18 protein-coding genes are annotated in these 20205 nt (G+C 52.9%); 9 read left to right on the plus strand and 9 right to left on the minus strand.

The features are described 5' to 3' along the window. Positions 1-12: 12 nt before the first annotated feature. On the minus strand, positions 13-816 hold the full coding sequence (gene bcsQ / locus ACT3RT_RS15230; protein WP_353503692.1) for a cellulose biosynthesis protein BcsQ: 804 nt from the start codon (positions 814-816) through the stop codon (positions 13-15). Next, positions 807-1412, minus strand: a complete 606-nt coding sequence (bcsO, locus tag ACT3RT_RS15235; RefSeq protein WP_496203262.1) for a cellulose biosynthesis protein BcsO — start codon at positions 1410-1412, stop codon at positions 807-809. Before bcsO ends, bcsQ begins: the two co-directional genes overlap by 10 nt. 586 nt (positions 1413-1998) lie before the next feature. On the opposite strand from bcsO, the gene hmsP reads away from it, so the two are divergent. The 3 genes from hmsP to ACT3RT_RS15250 all read left to right on the plus strand — a co-directional run bounded on the left by hmsP (position 1999) and on the right by ACT3RT_RS15250 (position 7427). Continuing rightward, positions 1999-3978 carry a biofilm formation regulator HmsP gene (gene hmsP, locus ACT3RT_RS15240; RefSeq protein ID WP_496203263.1) on the plus strand — a complete coding sequence of 660 codons (1980 nt, stop codon included), beginning with the start codon at positions 1999-2001 and terminating at the stop codon, positions 3976-3978. 306 nt (positions 3979-4284) lie between these two features. Next, a complete protein-coding gene (locus tag ACT3RT_RS15245; protein WP_486031724.1) occupies positions 4285-5568 on the plus strand; it encodes a dicarboxylate/amino acid:cation symporter in 1284 nt (427 codons plus the stop codon). A 335-nt stretch (positions 5569-5903) separates the two neighbouring features. After that, positions 5904-7427 (plus strand): M16 family metallopeptidase, encoded by a 1524-nt coding sequence (locus ACT3RT_RS15250; RefSeq protein ID WP_353503688.1) that lies wholly within the window; start codon positions 5904-5906, stop codon positions 7425-7427. Between the two features lie 105 nt (positions 7428-7532). On the opposite strand, the gene ACT3RT_RS15255 is transcribed toward ACT3RT_RS15250, so the two are convergent. Further along, positions 7533-8459 (minus strand): sugar kinase, encoded by a 927-nt coding sequence (locus ACT3RT_RS15255; RefSeq protein ID WP_496203264.1) that lies wholly within the window; start codon positions 8457-8459, stop codon positions 7533-7535. Positions 8460-8675: 216 nt separating this feature from the next. After that, entirely contained in the window at positions 8676-8891 is a 216-nt protein-coding gene (locus tag ACT3RT_RS15260) for a 2-hydroxymuconate tautomerase family protein (RefSeq protein ID WP_154145740.1), read from the minus strand. A 268-nt stretch (positions 8892-9159) separates the two neighbouring features. On the opposite strand from ACT3RT_RS15260, the gene pdeH reads away from it, so the two are divergent. The 3 genes from pdeH (at position 9160) to ACT3RT_RS15275 (ending at position 12652) form a co-directional block, all read left to right on the plus strand. Beyond that, positions 9160-9924: a cyclic-guanylate-specific phosphodiesterase gene (gene pdeH / locus ACT3RT_RS15265; RefSeq protein WP_496203265.1), complete on the plus strand. Its 765-nt coding sequence runs from the start codon at positions 9160-9162 to the stop codon at positions 9922-9924. Between the two features lie 106 nt (positions 9925-10030). Further along, positions 10031-12094, plus strand: a complete 2064-nt coding sequence (locus ACT3RT_RS15270; RefSeq protein ID WP_485903001.1) for an AsmA family protein — start codon at positions 10031-10033, stop codon at positions 12092-12094. Between the two features lie 147 nt (positions 12095-12241). Beyond that, complete coding sequence (locus ACT3RT_RS15275; protein ID WP_496203266.1) at positions 12242-12652, plus strand: helix-turn-helix domain-containing protein; 411 nt, start codon at positions 12242-12244, stop codon at positions 12650-12652. Positions 12653-12657: 5 nt separating this feature from the next. Here ACT3RT_RS15275 and ACT3RT_RS15280 read toward each other — a convergent pair whose 3' ends face one another. The 4 genes from ACT3RT_RS15280 to ACT3RT_RS15295 form a co-directional block, all read right to left on the minus strand. Continuing rightward, the gene (locus ACT3RT_RS15280) at positions 12658-13431 is read right to left on the minus strand and encodes a CDP-diacylglycerol diphosphatase (RefSeq protein ID WP_496203267.1); all 774 of its coding nucleotides are present in this window, start codon (positions 13429-13431) and stop codon (positions 12658-12660) included. A 51-nt stretch (positions 13432-13482) separates the two neighbouring features. Continuing rightward, positions 13483-14805, minus strand: a complete 1323-nt coding sequence (locus ACT3RT_RS15285) for an MFS transporter (protein ID WP_485903005.1) — start codon at positions 14803-14805, stop codon at positions 13483-13485. A gap of 270 nt (positions 14806-15075) precedes the next feature. Then, positions 15076-16092, minus strand: coding sequence for an inner membrane protein YhjD (gene yhjD / locus ACT3RT_RS15290; RefSeq protein ID WP_396131808.1), 1017 nt, complete (start codon positions 16090-16092; stop codon positions 15076-15078). A 112-nt stretch (positions 16093-16204) separates the two neighbouring features. After that, positions 16205-17104: a LysR family transcriptional regulator gene (locus tag ACT3RT_RS15295; protein ID WP_496203268.1), complete on the minus strand. Its 900-nt coding sequence runs from the start codon at positions 17102-17104 to the stop codon at positions 16205-16207. 126 nt (positions 17105-17230) lie between these two features. Between ACT3RT_RS15295 and ACT3RT_RS15300 the strand changes: the two genes are divergently transcribed. Then, positions 17231-17989, plus strand: a complete 759-nt coding sequence (locus ACT3RT_RS15300; protein WP_496203269.1) for an SDR family NAD(P)-dependent oxidoreductase — start codon at positions 17231-17233, stop codon at positions 17987-17989. 14 nt (positions 17990-18003) lie between these two features. On the opposite strand, the gene ACT3RT_RS15305 is transcribed toward ACT3RT_RS15300, so the two are convergent. Then, on the minus strand, positions 18004-18747 hold the full coding sequence (locus ACT3RT_RS15305) for a flagellar brake protein (RefSeq protein WP_353503678.1): 744 nt from the start codon (positions 18745-18747) through the stop codon (positions 18004-18006). A gap of 223 nt (positions 18748-18970) precedes the next feature. Here ACT3RT_RS15305 and ACT3RT_RS15310 point away from each other — a divergent pair, with 223 nt between their 5' ends. Beyond that, positions 18971-19552, plus strand: coding sequence for a cytochrome b (locus ACT3RT_RS15310; RefSeq protein WP_496203270.1), 582 nt, complete (start codon positions 18971-18973; stop codon positions 19550-19552). 37 nt (positions 19553-19589) lie between these two features. Then, complete coding sequence (locus ACT3RT_RS15315; RefSeq protein WP_396131812.1) at positions 19590-20126, plus strand: tetratricopeptide repeat protein; 537 nt, start codon at positions 19590-19592, stop codon at positions 20124-20126. Positions 20127-20205 lie beyond the last annotated feature (79 nt).

Here is a 20205-nt window from a genome sequence, read left to right on the forward strand (position 1 = left end):
CTGCTGGAGCTATTAATAATTATCTGGTTTTGGAGAGGCATGTAATTCCCCATCACCGACTTTGATCCCTAAAATAGCGGCGACTTTTTTGCTGATCAGTTCAATATCAAAGGCCGAAGCCGATACCGGGCTGAAATCAATAATCGATCGCTGCGAGGCATTGGCCTCTGGCACGCATTCATCCCTGTGGATGGTGCCTAACAAGCGTTCATTCAAACGCTGCTCGAAGAATTGGGTGACGTCGCGGCTTAGTGTCCGGCGATTGTCACTTTGATTCACAACGTAATACTCACCTTTTTTATTATTCAAAGGTGTGCCAATCAGCCGATTTTTTTCCATCAAAGGTAATAACGACAGCGACGCCGTGTCCGCCAGCATCACCACCACGTGGAGATCGGCCAGCGCCTGCACGGCTTTCAACGCCGGGCTTGGGCCGGGAGGGAAATCAGCAATAATCACCAAGCCTGGATAGTTCAGCACGGTATTCAGACCGCGCTGCAGGAAGTGGGGATCGAGGGTTAACTGCTGCTCGAACTCCATCCGCTGCTCTTCGGTGACTTCGCCGTAAGGCAGCACGAAAGTGTTTGAACCGGCTTTGAGGATGAACTGGCTCCAGTCGGATTCATTCCCTGAGCCAGCGACAAAGCCGCGTGTGTCAGAGATGGGCACGCCAAAGTGCAGGCGCAGGGCGTTCTGTACGTCGAAATCGATAACCAGCACTTTGCTGCCGCTGCGGGCAAGTGAATACGCCAGATTCGACGCGACCGTGGTTTTACCGACCCCGCCTTTTGGGGAACACACACAAACTAACGGCATGAGGCAATCATCTCTAACAAGGGTTGAAGCGGCGTGTCGCGAGGCAGAGTGTTCTCCTCGCGCTGCGGCGCTTTTTGTTTAAACATTTGGCGAAATTGGCTGCCTGCCTCTTTATGCTGTGTGGCAGCCGCAGGGGCTTGGCTGGCAGCGAAAGGTGAGGCGGCCTGAGGTGCAAGCGGTTGCGCGACCGGCGGCGCGGCATCAGGCTCCGGCAGGGCGGCGCGCAGCGTGTCCAGAATATTCATTCCTGCGGGGACAATCGACGAGCTAACGATGTCGGGCGAGGCATTTTTAGGCTCGGCTTTAGCATTGGCAATGCTCGCGGAGATCGGCGATGGGATCTCGGCTTTATGCGCGACGGGTGCAAGGTTTTTGAACTCTTCCCGGTTCACCGGCTGTGGCGTGGGCTGGGTGGTGCGGCCATTGTCCAGCGCCCCCTGAGGCTCATCGCCAGAGGAAATCTGCTTAATCAATGTCCATTTATTCATCGAGCTGGTAATGCCGTTGCCCATCGACTTTGCATTTATTTCTTTATAATCAATGTCTTCTGTTTTTGATTTTTCCATGAAACGCTTAATGTCGTCATAATTATTCATATATTTTGCCTGATAGGAATTTTGTTATAAGAGGTATTAGGCGTAAGACTTCCCTGCTTAAAGCCACTATTTTCAGAATGTCTTAGTTAAAATCTAGATTATTTATGACGTAGGAATAATCTTAATGTAACAGTTATCGTACAGTTTGAACCAGTATTTACGAAAAATATGCATCTGCCTCAAATATGCCGATTTCAAAGTAACTCAATGTTAAACAGTGACTTAGGCGTGTTCTGCTATTGTTTGCTGCTGAACCATTCATTCATCTCGTTTTTCACTGCCTATATAGCACACTAACCCCTTTGGTATCCCCCGCGTTAGACTAATAGCCGATTTTGCTCACGTTATTAGCCGCCGCATGGCTAAGGCGATTAATATTAACTATTTATAATAGGGATACCATGAACCCTTCAGGGATTAAGTCACTATTATTCTTTGATATAAAAAGAGAATTTTAATGCATAAAACCCTCGCTTAAGGCATGAGAAAGGGGGCTTATCAGGTATACTGCGCCAAGCTATTGTTCCCCCGTTTGCACTGTTAGGATAGGCGGGTTGATCAGGTTGGCAAGTCATGGAGAATTAGGTTGCGGGTCAGGCGTTCATTAACTATTAAACAGATGGCGGCGGTATCCACCGTTGCGGTGATCACTATCTGTATTTTTATCCTCATCCAACTGTTTCACTTTGTGCAGCAGCGGAGGGAGGATTACGCCCAACAGCTTGAAAATATTGCGCATTCAGTGAGAAAGCCGCTTTCTCAGGCGGTGCTTGATGTCAACCTGAATGAAACACAAGACATTCTCAATACCCTGCGTCCGGTAGGTATTCTCAGCCGCGCTGACGTGGTGATGCCCAATGAAATTGCCGCGCTGCATACTAATTTCCCCGCGGGCCGCCCCGTGCCTGAATGGATCACTCGCGGTTTTAACCTGCCGGTGAAGATTTCCGTGCCGCTCTATTCGGCGGCGGCCAGCCCGAAAGATCCCAAACCTTTAGCGTATTTAGTGCTGCAAGCCGACTCCTATCGGATGTACCAGTTCATCATCAGCGCGCTCTCCACCATGCTGACGACTTATCTCTTGCTGGCGCTGATTTTGACTATTTCTGTGAGCTGGTGCGTGAATCGTCTGGTGGTAAAACCCTTGCGGGCCATTGCGCGAGAGTTGGAATCCCTGCCTGAAAACGAAATTTGCAGCCATCAGCTGGCTCTGCCCCCACGCCACGAGGATGATGAGTTTGGTATGCTGATCCGCAGTTATAACCGCAATCAGCAGCATCTGCTTAAAATGCAGCAGAAGATGCAGGACATCACCTCGACGACCGACAGCTCGTTAAACAATGAAGCGCAGTTTATGGCGCAATTGCAGATGCGGCTGAACGCCACGACGAAGGAGAAAGATTTCCATCTGCTGCTGATTGGTATTGAAAGCCTGCGCGACGATGGCCATCTGAGCTGCCCGCTGATTAACGCTATTATTGACGTGCTGCCTGCCAACTGCGTGCTGGCAAGGCTGAGTTACAACGAGCTGGCCTTGCTGGCGAGTGACATTCCCCGCCCTTTTATGGCGATGCGGCTGGCGCGCCATATTATGGAGCGCATCAATGCCCCGCAGCAGAGCGATGTCACGCCGCTGGCGCTGCACCCGACGGGCAGTATCGGCATTGTGCATTTTGATGGTGAAGCGCCAGTGACCGCCACGCAGTTGATGGCGAATGCCCGCGCGGCGCGCGTTTCCGCCTACCAACAAGGCAAAAATCAGATTCTGTTCTTCGAGCCAGAGCTGACCGACCGAATTCAAAAACGGCTATTACAGGAAAACGAAATCCTGCACGCCGTCGGCCAAAACGACTTCATCCTGTTTATTCAGCCCCAGTTCAATATGCAGACCGGCAAAGTGATGGGGGCCGAAGCCCTGCTGCGGCGCAGAATGGTGGACGGCAGTTATGGGCTGGAGAGTGATTTCATCGTGCTGGCGGAAGAAATAGGCGTGATGGGGCTGTTGGGTTATAAAGTGCTGGAATTAGGCTGCGGCATTTTGGCGGATTGGCAGCAGAGGGGAATTACTCTGCCGCTGTCGGTTAACCTGTCTGGAATTCAAATCCAGCAGCGAAATTTCTTACCTGAACTGCGCAGTTTGCTCAGCCGTTATAAAATCAATCCGGGCCAACTGGTGTTAGAAATCACCGAAACGGCGCGCATTGAGGATTTGGATCGCGCTTTAATCCTGTTAAGTGAATTGCGCGCCGCCGGCGTCTCTATTGAGCTGGATGATTTTGGCCTGGGCTATTCCGGGCTGGAGTATCTTAATCGCCTGCGCAGCTTGCCAATTGATGTCATCAAAATCGACCGCAGCTTTATCAACGTGCTGCCAGAGGATGATGTGATGGTGAACATTGTGGCTTCCATCGGTAAAGCCATGGATATTCAACTGATTGCCGAAGGCGTCGAAACCAACGAGCAGCGCCAATGGCTGCTGGAAAACAATATTATCTTTGGTCAGGGTTATTATTTCTCTCCCCCATTGCCGCAAGCTGAATTCGAAAGTAAGTTTTGCGGGAAATAACTTTAGTTTTAAAACTAAAGTTAGCGCGAGTTATTTATCTCCAATAAATGCCTCCCTTCTTTTAATAGCAAAAATAGCGTTAAGGTTTTAGTGACTTCCCCCCGTGGGGCAACAGTTCTTATGTATTTTCTCGCCTATTACTTTTTAACTGAATCGTTTCAGCTCTTATTTTAAAACAAAGATAATTACAAAGCGGAACAAGTTATTTCCATCTTGTTATGGCGGTGTTATTTTCCCGCCTATCAATTTTGAGCGGTAGCCTTGGTATTTATCACGGCTGTTGTATCTATACAGGGTGGGCAATAAATGAAAAAAAGTCTCTTTAAAAGCCTCTATTTCCAGGTATTAACGGCAATTACGCTGGGCGTGTTGCTTGGGCATTTCTATCCGGATCTAGGCGCACAGATGAAGCCGTTAGGTGACGGCTTTGTTAAATTAATCAAGATGATCATCGCTCCGGTGATTTTCTGTACTGTCGTAACCGGCATTGCCGGAATGGAAAGCATGAAAGCCGTGGGCCGCACTGGCGCCATTGCTCTGCTCTATTTCGAAATCGTCAGCACCATCGCGCTGATTATTGGTCTGGTGATCGTCAACATCGTCCAGCCGGGCGTGGGGATGAACGTTGACCCAGCCGCGCTGGACGCCAAAGCCGTCGCGGTGTACGCGGAACAAGCGCAGAGTCAGGGGATCATTCCTTTCCTGTTAGACATTATTCCGGGTAGCGTGATTGGTGCCTTTGCCAGCGGTAACATCCTGCAAGTGCTGATGTTTGCTGTACTGTTCGGCTTCGCGCTGCACCGTCTGGGTGACAAAGGCCAACTGGTCTTCAACTTCATCGACAGCTTCTCAAAAGTCATTTTCGGCATCATCAACATGATCATGCGCCTTGCTCCACTGGGTGCATTCGGCGCGATGGCCTTTACCATTGGTAAATATGGCGTTGGCTCTCTGGTGCAGCTGGGCCAGCTTATTCTCTGCTTCTACCTGACCTGCGTGCTGTTTGTGGTAGTGGTGCTGGGGCTGATTGCGCGCTTCACCGGCTTTAGTATCTTCAAATTTATCAGCTATATAAAAGAAGAGTTGCTGATCGTTCTCGGCACCTCTTCGTCTGAATCCGTTCTGCCACGCATGTTGAATAAAATGGAGCGCCTTGGCTGTAAGAAGTCAGTGGTGGGTCTGGTTATCCCAACCGGCTACTCCTTCAACCTTGATGGCACCTCGATTTACCTGACCATGGCGGCGGTGTTTATTGCTCAGGCAACCAATACCCACATGGATATCTGGCACCAAATCACCCTGTTGGTGGTGCTGCTGCTCTCCTCTAAAGGTGCGGCGGGCGTGACCGGCAGTGGCTTCATTGTTCTGGCAGCAACCCTGTCAGCCGTCGGCCACCTGCCGGTTGCCGGCCTGGCGCTGATTCTGGGTATCGACCGTTTCATGTCCGAAGCGCGCGCCTTGACCAATCTGGTGGGTAACGGTGTTGCCACTATCGTGGTTGCCAAATGGTGTGACCAACTGGATGAAGGTCAATTGAACGCCGAGCTGTCCGGTAAAAATAACGAGCTTGCGGCGGGGAAAACGGTCTAATCGGATCCGTTCTTCTTAAAAGTTGATTAGAAGTTGTAAAAAGGCAGGTTGGATCACTCCAAACCTGCCTTTTTCATGCTTAATTTCCCTATAAATCCAACGGTTGCTTGATGTAACCCTAAGATTATCTTCATAATGTGCATCCCCGATGTCCCTGCGGCAGTTTTTTCTTAAAAATTTTCATGTGAACGGTGACATCGGCGAAAACGTGCGGTCTAACACAGTGCTAAACTTTGCCGTCTTCGTTTCAACACATCGATATCCTGTGGGCCAGTCGTCAGACACCGGCAGGACAGACAAATTGAAAATTGGATTGTCATTACGTAGGGGTTCACATGCAGGGCACCAAAATTCGTTTACTCGTTGGTGGATTGCTGCTGGCAGTTGCCGCAAGCAATGTTCAGGCTGAGGCGCTACAACCCGACCCAGCCTGGCAACAGGGTAAATTAGACAATGGTTTTACCTGGCAGATGCTGGCAACGCCGCAACGCCCAAGCGATCGCATTGAATTACGTCTTATTGTCCGTACCGGCTCTTTAGCCGAATCAAGCCAGCAAACTGGCTTCGCGCATTTCCTTCCTCGTATCGCCTTAACGCATTCCGAAGGGTTTACCAGCGCACAATTACAGTCTTTCTGGCAACAGGCTATCAGCACCGTAAGACCTCTTCCGCCAGCCGTCTCTTCTTATGATTTCACCATGTACAACATCAGCTTGCCAAACGGCCGTGCTGATCTGCTGAAAGAAGCCCTGTCATGGTTGGCGTCAACCGCCGGTCAGTTGCCTATCACTCCAGATACTGTTAGCGACGGCGCGCGCATTTCCCCTGATCCCGTGGGCTCGATCCCGATGGATACTCAGGATGCCTGGTGGCGTTATCGCCTGAAAGGTTCAACATTATTAGGTCATGATCCAAGCCAGCCTCCGGCACATCCGGTCGATGCCAAGGCGCTGAGCCAGTTCTATCATCAGTGGTACACCCCGGACGCCATGACGCTGTACGTGGTGGGGAATGTCGATAGCAGCCGCAATCTCAGCGAGCAGATCAATAAAACCTTCTCCAAGCTGAAGGGCACTCGCGAGACGCCGCAGACACTACCAACGCTCGCCAGCCTGCCGCCAAAAGCCATGACGCTGATGGATGACTCCATCACGCAGGATAAGCTGTCGCTATTGTGGGATACGCCGTGGCAGCCGATCCAAGACTCACAGGCATTGAGCACTTACTGGCGCAGCGATTTAGCGCGGGAAGCCTTGTTCTGGCATTTACAGCAGGCGTTGAAAACCTCGCCTGACGGTAAAGAGTCAAAAGCCAGCGCCGATATGCCGGTGCCTAACTTAAGTTTCGACTGCCGCGTGCAATACCAGCGCGCCCAGTGTGCAATCCGCATGGACGCCGCCCAAGACAAGATGCTTGATTCGCTGAAGCACCTGTCACAAGAGCTGCTCAAAGTGCGCGATACCGGACTGTCTCAGGCCGAGTTTGATGCCTTGATTGCGCAGAAGAACGATCAGCTTAGCAAGCTGTTTGCGACTTATGCCCGCACCGACACTGACGTGCTCATGAGCCAACGCCTGCGTTCCCAGCAGAATGGCGTGGTGGATATCGCTCCAGAGCAATATCAGAAACTGCGTCAGGAGTTCCTCTCTTCCCTGACCCTGCCGGTATTGAATCAGGAGCTGAAACAGCAGCTTTCTCGCGACCCGGCCTTGTTGCTGGTTCAGCCGAAAGGCGAGCCAGAGATGAGCGTCAAGCTGTTGCAGGAAACCTACGATCAAATCATGGTCCCTGCTGTAGCCCCTGAGGCGGCACCTGCCGATGCGGCGAGTAATGCCGCGGGGGCGGTGCAGGGGCAATAAAGTTTTAGAGTTTTTAGCTCCTTCTCCTCTGAGAGGAGAAGGAGCAAACCCACTCCCATCCTGAACTAACCCGACCTTCCCAAAAAACTTTTTACCCAGTTTTTTTCAAAAAGCCACATCCTCAGGAATAATAGCCCCGCGATGTTGGATAACCGTGCTGGCTGTTTTGTGGCCGCGAATGGCGGCTTCTTCTGGGCTGCCGCCGTTCAGGCGGACGGCGAGATAGCCGGCGCTGAAGGAGTCTCCGGCGGCGGTGGTGTCGATGACTTTCTCTTTCGGCAGCTTCACCGCAGGCACGTCATACAGCTTGCCGTCAGAGGCGGAGACGATGCAACTCTCTGCGCCGCGCTTGATCACCACTTCGCTGACGCCGAGCGCGTGAGTGCGGGCGATAACTTCGTCATACGGCTTCGCGCCCCACAGCATGTCTTCGTCATCCAGCGTCAGGAAGGCGATGTCGGTGCAAGAGAGCATCGCGTTATAAGCTGACTGGGTTTGCTCTTTGCTGGCCCACAGGCGTGGGCGGTAATTGTTATCGAAAATGACTTTGCCGCCGCGTGAGCGGCAAGCTTGCAATAAAGTCATCAGTCGCTCGCGGCTTTTATCGTTAAGAATAGCGAGGCTGATGCCGCTGAGGTAAATGTAATCAAATTCAGCCAGTTGCTGACAGATCTCGGCGGACTTCGGGCTGTCGAGCCAGTAACGCGCGGCGGCGTCATTACGCCAGTAATAGAAGGTACGCTCGCCCGTTTCATCAGTTTCAATCACATATAAACCCGGTAGTTTGTTATCGAGACGCTGGGTCAAATCAGTTTTCACCCCTTCCTGCTGCCATGCTGACAGCATCTCATCGCTGAAACTGTCCGTGCCCAATGCCGTGACGTACTGCACTTCCAGCGCGTCTGCGGGAACCTGGCGGGCGATATAAACCGAGGTGTTGAGCGTGTCGCCGCCAAAGCCGCGATGCAGGGAGGAGCCTTTCTGAGACAGTTCAATCATGCACTCGCCGATAACGGCAATTTTTCTGGTCATTGAAACGGGCCTTGTCTTAAGAGATGGAAGCGACTGTTTGGCGCAATCAAGCTGGCGAAATCATGCACGTAGTCTCTTCGCTGACGAGGGGGCAGTCAATACTATTAAAACGCAGTTTTACTTTTTTTCGAGGCGTCTCGAAGAAGTGAAAAATAGCCATTAAAAAAGCGAAAGCCGGAGAGCTTTCGCCGTTATCTTGGTGACGAGAAGTGAAGCTTATTTGGCTGCGTTGCGACGCTCGGTCACGCTCTGCCCGCCAATGCCCCAGTTGTCAGTGTCGATCTCGTCGATGATGACCGTGGTGGTGGCTGGGTTTTTATCGAGGGTATCCACCAATAATTGGGTAACGCCTTCAATTAGCGCCTTTTTTTGCTCAGCGGTGGCACCATCGCGGGTAATTTTAATATTCACGTAAGGCATGGCTTTCTCCATATTTATAAGCGTTGTTAAGTCATCAATGTAGAGCCTGAGAGGGGAGACGTCTAGCCTGATAGCGGGCTATTTTGTGCTGCTGCGCGCGGTACCGGGCAAGGTGATTAAAGTTTCCTCCGGCGACGCCGATAGTTATCACTACGAAGTGGAAACAGGGGGGCGGGCTGTCCGTAGAGCCACGCAAAGCATGTTGCCGCATGTGACCTGATTGGATGATTTTTATTTCTGGCAACAGAAAGTATGGCGGCATAAAAATATGATAACGAAGATGATGTTAGGTCTGATGATGCCAACATTTTCTGTCATCGAACGCGTCAGGGCACAGTCCTACTGGCGCCAATGTCAGAGGGTGTATCGCTTTCAGCCCATTTACCGCACGTCTGGAAAGTTACTGGGTATTGAATTACTTACCGGGATTTTCCATCCGTCGGCACCACAGAAATTTGTCTCGCCAGAAGAGTACTTTGTCGCCGTTGCGATAGGCAAACGTGTACAAATCGTTCAAGAACAACTCGATTTATTGCAGCAATGGCAGCAACTGTTTATCGAGCACGGCCTGCTTGCTTCCATTAACGTTGATGGGCAAGTGCTGGAGGCTTTGCAGTCCGATAGCGCCCTGAAGCGGCAGATCAATACCATGCCCTACGTGCGCTTCGAGTTAGTCGAAAGCGCTGAACACGCGCTGAGCATCCCACTTTCCAAAATTGAGCAGTCTGACCGGCTATGGCTCGATGATTTCGGTCAGGGCATCGCCAACTTCTCTTCCTTTACCACCTGGCATTACGAATACATCAAAATCGCGCGCGACCTGTTTATTCTGCTGCGCCAGAGTGAAGAGGGATCGAGGCTATTTTTCACCCTTGTCACGCTGATGAATCGCTACAGTAAAGGGGTGATTATCGAAGGTGTCGAGACGGCGCAAGAGTGGGCGATGGTGCGTGAATCTGATGCGCTGGCGGCTCAGGGATACTACTTATCGCGGCCGAAAACCTTCGATCAACTCGATAAACTGCCTATACATTTCCCAGAATAATCACGTTCTGTCACGTTTTTCCCTCCCATGCCGATTATGCAAGCTGCGGCAAACTCAACTATGGTTAGGTCTATGAATCAGTTAACTCTCTGATAGGAATAGACTAATGACGCGCACAGGTAAAGTGGTTAGCTGGGTGGTGGGGATCATCGTTATTTTATTGATTGCCATCGTGATTTTCATCTCGCTGTTTGACTGGAATCGCCTGAAACCCACCATCAATCAGAAGGTCTCTGCCGAATTAAACCGCAGCTTTGCGATACGCGGAAACCTCGGCGTCGACTGGTCGCGTCAAAAAGATGAAGCAGGTTGGCGGGCCTGGGTGCCCTGGCCGCACGTGCATGCCGAAGATATTGTCTTAGGAAATCCTGAAGACGTACCGGGCGCCACCAAAGATGCACAAATGGTCACGCTGGCCCGCGTAGACGCCAGTCTGGCGCCGCTGGCCCTGCTGCATAAAGAAGTGCTTATTCCGCGTATTTGGCTCAAACAGCCGAATGCTTCGCTGATCCGCCTCGCCAACGGTAAAAATAACTGGACGTTTAATCTGGCGAACAGCGACACCAAAGATAAAGACCAGCCCGCCTCGCCGTGGTCCTTCACCCTTAATGACATCGTGTTTGACCGTGGGCAGATTGATTACAAAGACGCGCCGCTCAAGGCGGATTTCCGCGCGGTGATTGATCCCCTAGGCAAACCGCTGCCTTTCACCGAAGTGGTCGGCGAGAAGGGCGACAAGAAGACGGCGGATAAAGGCAAAACGCCAGATTACGTTTTCGGCTGGAAAGTGGACGGTAAGTACAACGGCGAGCCACTGTCGGGTAGCGGCAAAATCGGCGGCATGCTGGCGCTGAAAGATCCAGACTCCCGCTTCCCGCTGCAGGCTGATGTGCGTTCGGGCAACACCCGCGTTGCCGTCGCCGGGACACTGACCGACCCGATGAACCTTGGCGCTCTGGATTTGCGCCTTAAATTCTCCGGCCAGACGCTATCCGACCTCTACGGCCTGACGGGCGTGCTCTTGCCGCAGACTCCTTCCTATTCCACCGACGGCCATTTAACCGCGACGCTGCACGACAAAGATGGCGCGGTTTATCGCTATCAGAACTTCAACGGCCAGATTGGCGACAGTGATATTCACGGCTCGCTGACCTATCGCGCCAGTAAACCTCGCCCTAGCCTGAGCGGCAGTGTGGAATCCAAGCAGCTGCGCTTTGCTGACCTCGCGCCGCTGATTGGTGCTGATTCCAACAAAGACAAGGCCAAGCGTGGCGAAACCACCCGCCAGCCTTCAGACAAAGTGCTGCCGGTTGAGAAGTTTGATACCAAGAGTTGGGACGTGATGGATGCTGACGTGAAGTTCAGCGCCAAACGCATTGAACACGGTAAGTCGCTGCCGCTGAGCGACCTGAGCACCCATCTTAAACTCAACAACGGCGTTATCCTGATGGATCCGCTGCGCTTTGGCGTGGCGGGCGGCAATCTCAACTCCACCGTGCGACTGGAGGGGGACAAGTCGCCAATGCGCGGCCGAGTGGATATGCATGCGCGCGGCTTGAAGCTGAAACAGCTGCTGCCGAACGTCCAGTCGATGGAGCGCAGTCTGGGTGATTTGAATGGCGATGCTACTTTGTCGGGCACCGGCAACTCGGTGGCGGCTCTGCTGGGTAGCAGTAATGGCGACATGAAACTGCTGATCAATGACGGGGTCATAAGCCGCAGCCTGATGGAGATCGTCGGCCTGAACGTCGGTAACTACGTAGTGGGTAAAATCTTCGGCGATGACGAAGTGGCTATCAACTGCGCGGCGGCCAATGTGAATATCAAGAACGGTTTAGTTTCGCCACGGCTGTTCGTCTTCGACACGGAAAATGCGGTGATCAACATTACCGGCACCACCAACATGGCAACCGAGCGTCTCGATTTAACCATCGATCCTGAGAGTAAGGGAGTTCGCGTGCTGACCCTGCGCTCGCCGCTCTATGTGCGGGGCACCTATAAAAATCCAGACGCCGGCGTGAAGCCTGGTCCTCTGATTGCTCGCGGTGCCGCCGCCGTGGCTCTCGGCGCGGTCGTCGCCCCAGCCGCTGCCCTGCTGGCACTGATTTCCCCAAGTGATAATGAGCAAAACCAGTGCGGCCCAATCTTACAGAAGATGAAAGAGAAGTAGCAGCAACACTGGCATGCCCTTCTAAACCCTCTCTTATAGGAGAGGGTTTAATCAGTGCAAAAATCATGCAAATTGTTTATTTTATGGCTCGTTGTGATCTACAAATGCCACGGATTGCTTTACCCATTTACATCGAGGTAAAAAGAAATGATTAGCGACGCCATCAAAGCGACTGAAGAATTGGTTAACGCGGTACCTTTGCTCGGGCAGCACGCCAGCGAAAAGGACTATCGAGAAGCATTGGATCTGGTGGAGTATTTATTGATGAATAACCCACACAGCCCGCTGTTGGATATTGTCAGCAATAAAATCCGAGAATATGAAAATAACCTGCCAGAGGTGGTTGCCTTCCGTACCCAGATGGAAACACTGCCGAGCGGGATTGCTGTGTTGGCGACGTTAATGGAGCAATATGGCCTGAAACAGACCGATTTTCAGGACGAGATCGGAGGCAAATCCCTCGTCTCTCGCATCCTGAGTGGTCAACGTCAGCTCACCGTTGACCACATTGATAAACTGGCAAAGCGGTTTGGGATCTCACCCGCTCTTTTTATCTGAGTTTATCAAGACTTCGGCACTGGATTGAGGACTGCGCAATCGTGGTCCTGAATCTCTTCGGTCGAGGCGTTGTTCATTTTGAGCAGGTTACGCTGGTTCGCCAGCAGCAGGAAATCCCCGCCAGACAGGCTCACCATCGCCATACCGAAATGCCCCATCTTCTCGCGGGCTTCCGGAACACCCTCGGCCAGCAGGCGGAAAGCTCCTTTTTGATTCAACTCGGCAGGCGCGACTTTGCGCACTAAGTAGGTGTGGCCAATCAGCTGATCCGGCAGCTCTTGCCAGCGATAACCTATCTGCCCAGCGTCTTTCACCAGCGTGTTTTTCACCTCTGGCAGCAGGCAGGAGATATGGATATGCAGCTGGTTTTGGGTGCGGCCATACTGCGAGTTAATGGCGAGCGAGACATTGCTGTCATCAATAGGTTTACCGTATTTATCCGCCATATAGTGCCGCGCTTCCCACGCCTGGCTGAAGTAGTTCGGCGTGGCGTCTTCGAGCAGCGCCGGGCTTTCCATGCCGGTGACTTTAGCCGTCGGCATCAGCAGGAATTGCAGCGGGCCGTTTCTATCCTTCATCACCACAAAGCCTTGTTTTTCATCTACCTGAGAGCAGGGAGCGGGCTGCCCGTTGGCGCGCTGGTTGGGCACACACTTCTGGCTAATGATGTTCCACAGGGCATTTGTGTTGGATTTATTGGGCAGGAAAAACCATAAACCGGCGGCGATAATGACGGCCAAAATCACCAGCGGAATGAGGGAACGGCGAGTCAAACGCATGAGGGATAAGTCCTTAGAAAATCCCCGCACCGAGTGATGCGGGGGAATCAATCAGAGTGACTGGTCGCGAGTCTCTTTCGACAGCAGTAGCGCGATCAGGGTGATCAGCGCCATGGAAGCCAAATAGACGCCGACATAGAACAGGCCGTAGCGGGTTGCCAGCCAGGTCGCGATGTAAGGCGCAACCGATGCACCAAGAATCGATGCCACATTATAAGAGAATGACGCGCCGGTATAGCGAACTTCGGTCGGGAAGAGTTCTGGCAGCAGGGCGCCCATCGGGCCGAAGGTCAGCCCCATCACCACAAAGCCGCACAGCAGGAAAATCATTACCAGCGTCTGTGAACCCGAACCCAGCAGGGAAGGGAACAGCAGGGCAAAGACAATCATCAGCAGAGTAATGCAAATCATGGTTCTGCGACGGCCAAAGGAGTCCGCCAGCTGGCCGGCAATCGGCACCATCACGCCAAAACCAACCACGCCAATCATCAGCATCAGCAGGAAGTCATTACGGGTAATGCCCAAGCCCAGCGGCTTCGGCTGCGTGCCGTAACTCAATGAATAGACAGTCATAATGTAAAACAGGGTGTAAGTCGCCACCATGATGAACATGCCCAGTACGGTGGCTTTCAGGTGCTTGCTAAACAGGGTGCCGATAGGGATGCGAACCTGTTTTCCGGCCTTAGCAATTTTAGCGAACACCGGCGTTTCATGCAGAGAAACGCGGACATACAGGCCAATCAGTACCAGCACGGCGGAGAGCAGGAAAGGCACGCGCCAACCCCAGTCGATAAATTGCTGTTCAGTCAGTAACCACGACAGCAGCAGGAACATGCCGTTGGCGAAGAAGAAGCCAATCGGCGCGCCAAGCTGCGGGAAAGAGCCGTAAAGCGCGCGCTTCTTGGCTGGCGCATTCTCTGTCGCCAGCAGCGCCGCGCCGCCCCATTCACCACCCAGACCCAGGCCCTGACCAAAACGCGCCAGTGCCAGCAGCAGAGGAGCGAAAACGCCGATGCTGGCGTAGGTTGGCAGCAGGCCGATCACCACGGTTGAAATCCCCATGGTGAGCAGCGAGGCAACCAGCGTGGCTTTACGGCCAACGCGGTCGCCGAAGTGGCCGAACAGCGCCGAGCCAATTGGGCGGGCGATAAAGGCAATGGCGAAGGTCGCCAGAGACTGTAGCGTTGCCGCCGTTGGGTCACCCTGCGGGAAGAAGATATGCGGGAAAACGATCACCGCCGCCGTGGCGTAGATATAGAAGTCGAAAAATTCGATGGCCGTGCCGATCAGCGACGCAACGATGACTTTGCCGCGGGAGTTTTGGCTGACCAGGTGGGCGTCAGCTGCTAATTCTGGTGTGACTGAGGCTTGCATAAGCGATGATTCTTATTGTGATTGAAAGGATGGATGTTATGTAAAGAAATGTTTGCTAAAGGCATATTAAGCAGGGAATGTGACGTTTTCAACGCCAGAGGGCGGAGGGAGAACGGCGCAATTGCACCAAATGGGGGAATGTTTTCCATCTGAAGTGATATCAGGTTTATCTGTTCAATAAATGGATAAAGGTTAGAACAACTCACTGGTAAATGGCCAAATAAAATGCCAGACAACGAATATTGTCTGGCACGATATAAATCAGGGCACTTATTGAGCGGCGTTATGAGTCTCAGGCTGCTCGATTTCCTTATCCCCTTTGTATTGCGCGGTGGCGATCCAGGCGGCGACAAACAGCGTTAGCCGGGCGAAGAAGTAGAAGAAGGCCATCAGGCCGATAACCGAGCCGAAAGCCGCGCCGGAGGGCGAGCTTGCCAGCCGTGGCAAGGTCATGGTCATGACGAACTTGATCACTTCAAAGCCGATGGCCGCCAGCAAAGTGCCGCGCAGCAGGGCTTTTTTACGCGGCTTGTGGCGCGGCAGCATCCAAAATATCCACAGGAACAATAAATAGTTAGCCGCAATGGAAATCACCAGCGTGACCGAGGTCATCACCGGGCGAAGCCACTCAATGCCGCCAAGGCCTAAAGCATCAACAATCGATTTCTGCGCCGAACCGGCAATCGAGGTTAGCGACAGCGTGATGATCAGCGCCAGCACCAGACCCGTCAGCGAGATGAAGTCGCGAATATAGCGCTTGTAAATCACCTCTTTATCCTGCGGATTGCGCTCCCACACGTCGCGGGACTGGGCGCGGATCGCTTCGCGCAGATTCCCCATCCAGCTAATCCCGGAATAAAGCGCAATCAGCAAACCGGATAGCCCCACCGCCGTACGCTGCTGAATTGCCGTGTTGACGGTGTTTTTCAGCGTGCTGGCAAGGTTGGGATCGCTGATGCTGTTGACGATTTTGCCAATCAGTCGCGCCAGCAGGTCGGGGTTGGAGGCCAGAATGAAACCCACTGCGGCAAAGGACACCATCAAAATCGGGATCAGCGACAAAAAGGAGAAATAGGTAATGGCCGCGCCGAACTGGCTGCCGAGGCGATCGTTGAATCGCTCCGTGGCCCGCAGCAAATGGGCGACCCAGCCCCATGACTGGATGCGCGTCACCAGCTTCGAAGCCCGAGTAATATTTTTATCCACAGTGTGATTGCCGGTTTTGATATTAATCAGCGGCTTAGCGTCTTCCTGTTCGAGCGTTTCTGGTTTATTGGTGGTTGGCATTAATCCACGGAGTCCTTATTTTTGAGATTTTCCATCAGTTTAGTATAGCTGCTCAATCGCGCCCGCTGCCGGCCAATGGCTGATTGCTCAGCTACTGCTCAAGAGGCCGGCCCTATTTGAGATGGGCATGGGTGATTTCGGTCAGCCAATCCATAAACACTTTGGCGCGCCGTGAGAGGTTCAGCCTGTGCGGGTAAACCAGTGAGATGGGCATCGGCGGCGCATTGTACTGCGGTAAGATTTTGACCAACCGGCCTGTCTCAAGATAGTCACGCATCCCCATCATCGGCACCTGAATAATGCCTAAACCCGCCAGACAGGCGCTGGAGTAAGTCTGGGTGCTGTTGACCGTCACCGCGCCGCCGGTCTTCACCGAACGCAGCGTTTTGCCTTCTAAATATTCAAAGCTGGAGGTCCGCGCGCCCAGCGTCTGCTCGTAATGCACCATGGCGTGCTGGGATAAATCGTCCGGATGCAGCGGCGTGCCGTGGCGTTGGAGATAAGCCGGACTGGCGCAATTTATCATGTTGAGTTGCCCGAGCGGGCGAGCGATCAGCCCCGAATCCTTCAGCGCGCCGACGCGGATCACGCAGTCAAAACCTTCGCGAATGACATCAACCCGATGGTCGGTGCTGCTGAGTTCAATCTCAATGGCCGGGTAGCGGTTGAGGAATTCGCCCAGCTTTGGCAGCACAAAATCGCGCGCCATGGCGACCGACATATCTACCCGCAGGCGGCCGCTGATGGTCGCAGGGTTAGCCTGAAACAGGGTTTCCATCTCCTCGACGCTGGCCAGCAGCTCTTTGCAGCGGTCGTAATAGACCTGACCGTCCTGCGTCAGTTGAACCCGGCGGGTGGAGCGATGCAGCAGGCGCACGGCAAGTTGGCTTTCCAATTGCTGAATTAGCCGCGAGACGCTGGCCTTGGGAAGACTCAAACTTTCGGCGGCGCGAGTAAAACTGTTCAGCTCTGCGACGCGAACAAACACCTGTATCGATTGAATTTTATCCACATTTCCGCCAATTGTTGTTTTATATGGAACAGTGAAACTCATTTACTCCTGTTTATCGTTATTCATTCTGCCAATAGACTCTATTTCATACAACGAGTACCCACAATATTCACTACGGAGTCTGATATGAGCAATAAAATCGCGATAGTGACCGGCGCAAGCCGTGGTTTAGGCAAAAATGCCGTTGAAAAACTGGCAGATCAGGGCGTGGATGTGATTTTGACTTATCACAGCCAGCGTGAAGAAGCCGACAGCATTGTCCGCGCCGTGCAGGCCAAAGGAGGCAAAGCCGCGGCGTTGCAGCTGGATGTCGGCGACAGCACATCTTTTATCGCGTTTGCCGCGCAGGTGAAGACCCTGCTGGCGGATACCTGGCAGCGCGAAAGCTTTGATTTTCTGGTGAATAACGCCGGTATTGGTTTAGGCGTGCCTTTTGCGGAAGTGAGCGAAGAGCAGTTTGACCTGCTGATGAATATTCATCTAAAAGGGCCGCTGTTCTTGACCCAAAAACTGCTGCCGCTGATTGCGGACGGCGGCCGTATTCTCAACGTCTCTACTGGCCTGACGCGTTTCTCTCTGCCGGGCTACTCGGTGTATGCCTCAATGAAAGGCGCGATGGAAGTGCTGACCAAGTATCAGGCGAAAGAGCTGGGCGCGCGCGGGATCCGCGTCAATATTCTGGCACCGGGGGCGATTGAGACTGACTTCGGCGGCGGCCACGTGCGTGACAATAAACAAACCAATCAGATGGTGGCATCCAACACCGCGCTGGGGCGCGTCGGCCTGCCGGATGATATCGGCCACATGGTGGCGCTGATGCTCAGTGACGCGGGTGGCTGGATGAACGCCCAACGCGTGGAAGCATCGGGCGGCATGTTCTTATAAGACTGATTGAGTCATTAATCGCGGAAGCGTTTCGCTTTCTGATGCTGCTGCTTTTCCAGCTCAAATATCGCCCGTTGCAGGTCGCGCTCCTGCGCGGGGGATAAATAAGGAAAACGGAAACTGAGCCGCTGGCTGGTGACCGTTTCTCCTTTACTGCTTACCGTTTGCCGGTCCATCGCGCTGATAAATTCCAAATCCAGTTTGAAAGAGCCAAACTCGGCTAATTCCACCAGAGAGTCTTTAATCACCGTGCCAGCTTCAATCGCCAGTGGCATCACTTTGTCGACGTGCAGGCCGATGCCTCCCAGCGAGATATCTTTCAGGCGAAAGCTGAAATCACTGGTGTCGGGGAATTTGCCGCGACAGACATAAGTCGGTTGCAGCGGAATATTGACGCGGAAATACTCGCGGCGCTGAATGAAATAGAGCTCCGGCGGGATTTCGCAGCTAAAGGTCGGCAGATTTTGCCAGCTGATTTCCTGCGCCTGTCCCGAGGTGAACTCGACTTTTGCTCCTGCCGGTTCCGCCACGAAATTCAGGGTTTGCGCCTCTTTTGCCAGCTGGTTGTCGTAATCACCACTGCCCAGATCAAACAGCAATTGGTTGGTATCCGGCAAAACGTCCAGAATTTTGCTGATAAATTGCCCGCGCCCGTGGGACACCATGACCAGCGTGTTGTTCTTCTTCAAATCACGCAGAACGGCCAAAATACCCAACTTATTGCGACGGACAAACTGCTCTTTAGATGCTTCGTTCACCAGCGATACCCCACCTGACAGTTTTTATGATTGTAATGGTTTTAATTTGACTTAAAGGATGTGCATAACGGTTATCGGCAGGCCTGATGGAAGCTTGATGCTTTTTTCTCTTTATTGCGAAATCGCCGCCAATACAAAAATCGAAAAAAATTTCTAAAACCATCGAATAAAAATCACCACTCAAGTGTTTACTGACAAATCGGACACTTATGGGCCTTTCTCTATGCAAAACACTTCAGCTCCAACGCTGCGCCGTCGCTATGACGGCCTGACGATCCTCCTGCACTGGGCCACCGCGCTCATTGTTATCTTCATGTTTGCCAGCGCGCATATTTGGGAATTGCTGGATCGCGGCACCCCGCTGCGCAAAGGGCTGCAATCCGTGCATATCTCCGTGGGCATCCTGCTGGCGGTGATCATTATCGGACGTTTGCTGTGGCGCTTATTCACCGTGAGCACCGGCCGCAGCAAGCAGGAACCTATTGCCATGCCGACGGCGATGAAAGCCGCGTCGCACCTGACCCATCTGGTGCTCTATCTGCTGCTGATTTCGCAAATAGTGCTCGGCTTTTTATTCCGCTGGGCGCAGGCCGAGCCGTTCTACTTCTTCGGTTTATTCCCGATCCCCGACGTTTTCGATTTCGACAGCGTGATGCCGCGCACCTTCGGCATGCTGCATAACAACGTGGCGTGGGCACTGATTATTGTGGCCGGGGTGCATGCTCTGGCGGCGCTATTCCACCATTACGTCTTACGCGACGGCACGCTGCGTCGCATGCTACCGGGCAGCCACGGCCGCTCATAAGAAACAAAGCCAACACCTTGCTACTCAGGACCCTACAATGAAAAAAAATAATAATCTCACCACGCTCTCCGCCCTGTGCCTGTGCGCGGGCCTGTCGATGTTCTCAATCGCGGCCCACGCCATGGGCGATGACTCGGAGAAAACGCCGGACTGCCCGAAAGGTCAGGTTTATGACAGTAAAACCAAAAGCTGTATGGTAGAAAAAGGCAGTAAGATCTCTGATCAAGATAAGACCCAATATGCTTATCATCTGGCAAAAACCGGTCGCTTCCAGGAAGCCTTAAATTTGCTCGATACGCTGCAACAGCCCAACACCCGCGAAGCCTGGAATTATCGCGGCTATGCCACGCGTAAATTGGGGCGCACGGATGAAGGGATCGGCTATTATCAGCGTTCCATCGCGCTCGACGGGCATTACGCCAAAGTGCGTGAATACCTTGGCGAAGCGTACATGATCAAAGGCCGTCCGGACTTGGCCAAGGCGCAGCTCGCCACGATTAAAGGGATTTGCGGCACCGGCTGTGAAGAGTATCGCGACCTGAATGCCGCGATCGAGGGCCACCCGGAATCTTAAAATCGATTGACCACGAGGTAGTGAAAAATCACATCCACCGAGATCCGGCATGAATTAAGCCTCTGTCTGGCGCGTCTTT

Origin of the sequence: Ewingella sp. AOP9-I1-14 (genome assembly GCF_052375995.1) — a bacterium.
Classification (GTDB): domain Bacteria; phylum Pseudomonadota; class Gammaproteobacteria; order Enterobacterales; family Enterobacteriaceae; genus Ewingella; species Ewingella allii.

Bases quoted from the DNA above. Each gene is read 5' to 3' on its own strand.
- ACT3RT_RS15255 (WP_496203264.1), bottom strand. From the start codon at position 8,459: ATGACCAGAAAAATTGCCGTTATCGGCGAGTGCATGATTGAACTGTCT.
- ACT3RT_RS15285 (WP_485903005.1), bottom strand. From the start codon at position 14,805: ATGCAAGCCTCAGTCACACCAGAATTAGCAGCTGACGCCCACCTGGTC.
- ACT3RT_RS15260 (WP_154145740.1), bottom strand. From the start codon at position 8,891: ATGGAGAAAGCCATGCCTTACGTGAATATTAAAATTACCCGCGATGGT.
- yhjD (WP_396131808.1), bottom strand. From the start codon at position 16,092: ATGCCAACCACCAATAAACCAGAAACGCTCGAACAGGAAGACGCTAAG.
- ACT3RT_RS15315 (WP_396131812.1), top strand. From the start codon at position 19,590: ATGAAAAAAAATAATAATCTCACCACGCTCTCCGCCCTGTGCCTGTGC.
- ACT3RT_RS15245 (WP_486031724.1), top strand. From the start codon at position 4,285: ATGAAAAAAAGTCTCTTTAAAAGCCTCTATTTCCAGGTATTAACGGCA.
- ACT3RT_RS15310 (WP_496203270.1), top strand. From the start codon at position 18,971: ATGCAAAACACTTCAGCTCCAACGCTGCGCCGTCGCTATGACGGCCTG.
- pdeH (WP_496203265.1), top strand. From the start codon at position 9,160: ATGATGTTAGGTCTGATGATGCCAACATTTTCTGTCATCGAACGCGTC.
- ACT3RT_RS15270 (WP_485903001.1), top strand. From the start codon at position 10,031: ATGACGCGCACAGGTAAAGTGGTTAGCTGGGTGGTGGGGATCATCGTT.
- ACT3RT_RS15250 (WP_353503688.1), top strand. From the start codon at position 5,904: ATGCAGGGCACCAAAATTCGTTTACTCGTTGGTGGATTGCTGCTGGCA.
- bcsO (WP_496203262.1), bottom strand. From the start codon at position 1,412: ATGAATAATTATGACGACATTAAGCGTTTCATGGAAAAATCAAAAACA.
- bcsQ (WP_353503692.1), bottom strand. From the start codon at position 816: ATGCCGTTAGTTTGTGTGTGTTCCCCAAAAGGCGGGGTCGGTAAAACC.
- ACT3RT_RS15300 (WP_496203269.1), top strand. From the start codon at position 17,231: ATGAGCAATAAAATCGCGATAGTGACCGGCGCAAGCCGTGGTTTAGGC.
- ACT3RT_RS15275 (WP_496203266.1), top strand. From the start codon at position 12,242: ATGATTAGCGACGCCATCAAAGCGACTGAAGAATTGGTTAACGCGGTA.
- ACT3RT_RS15280 (WP_496203267.1), bottom strand. From the start codon at position 13,431: ATGCGTTTGACTCGCCGTTCCCTCATTCCGCTGGTGATTTTGGCCGTC.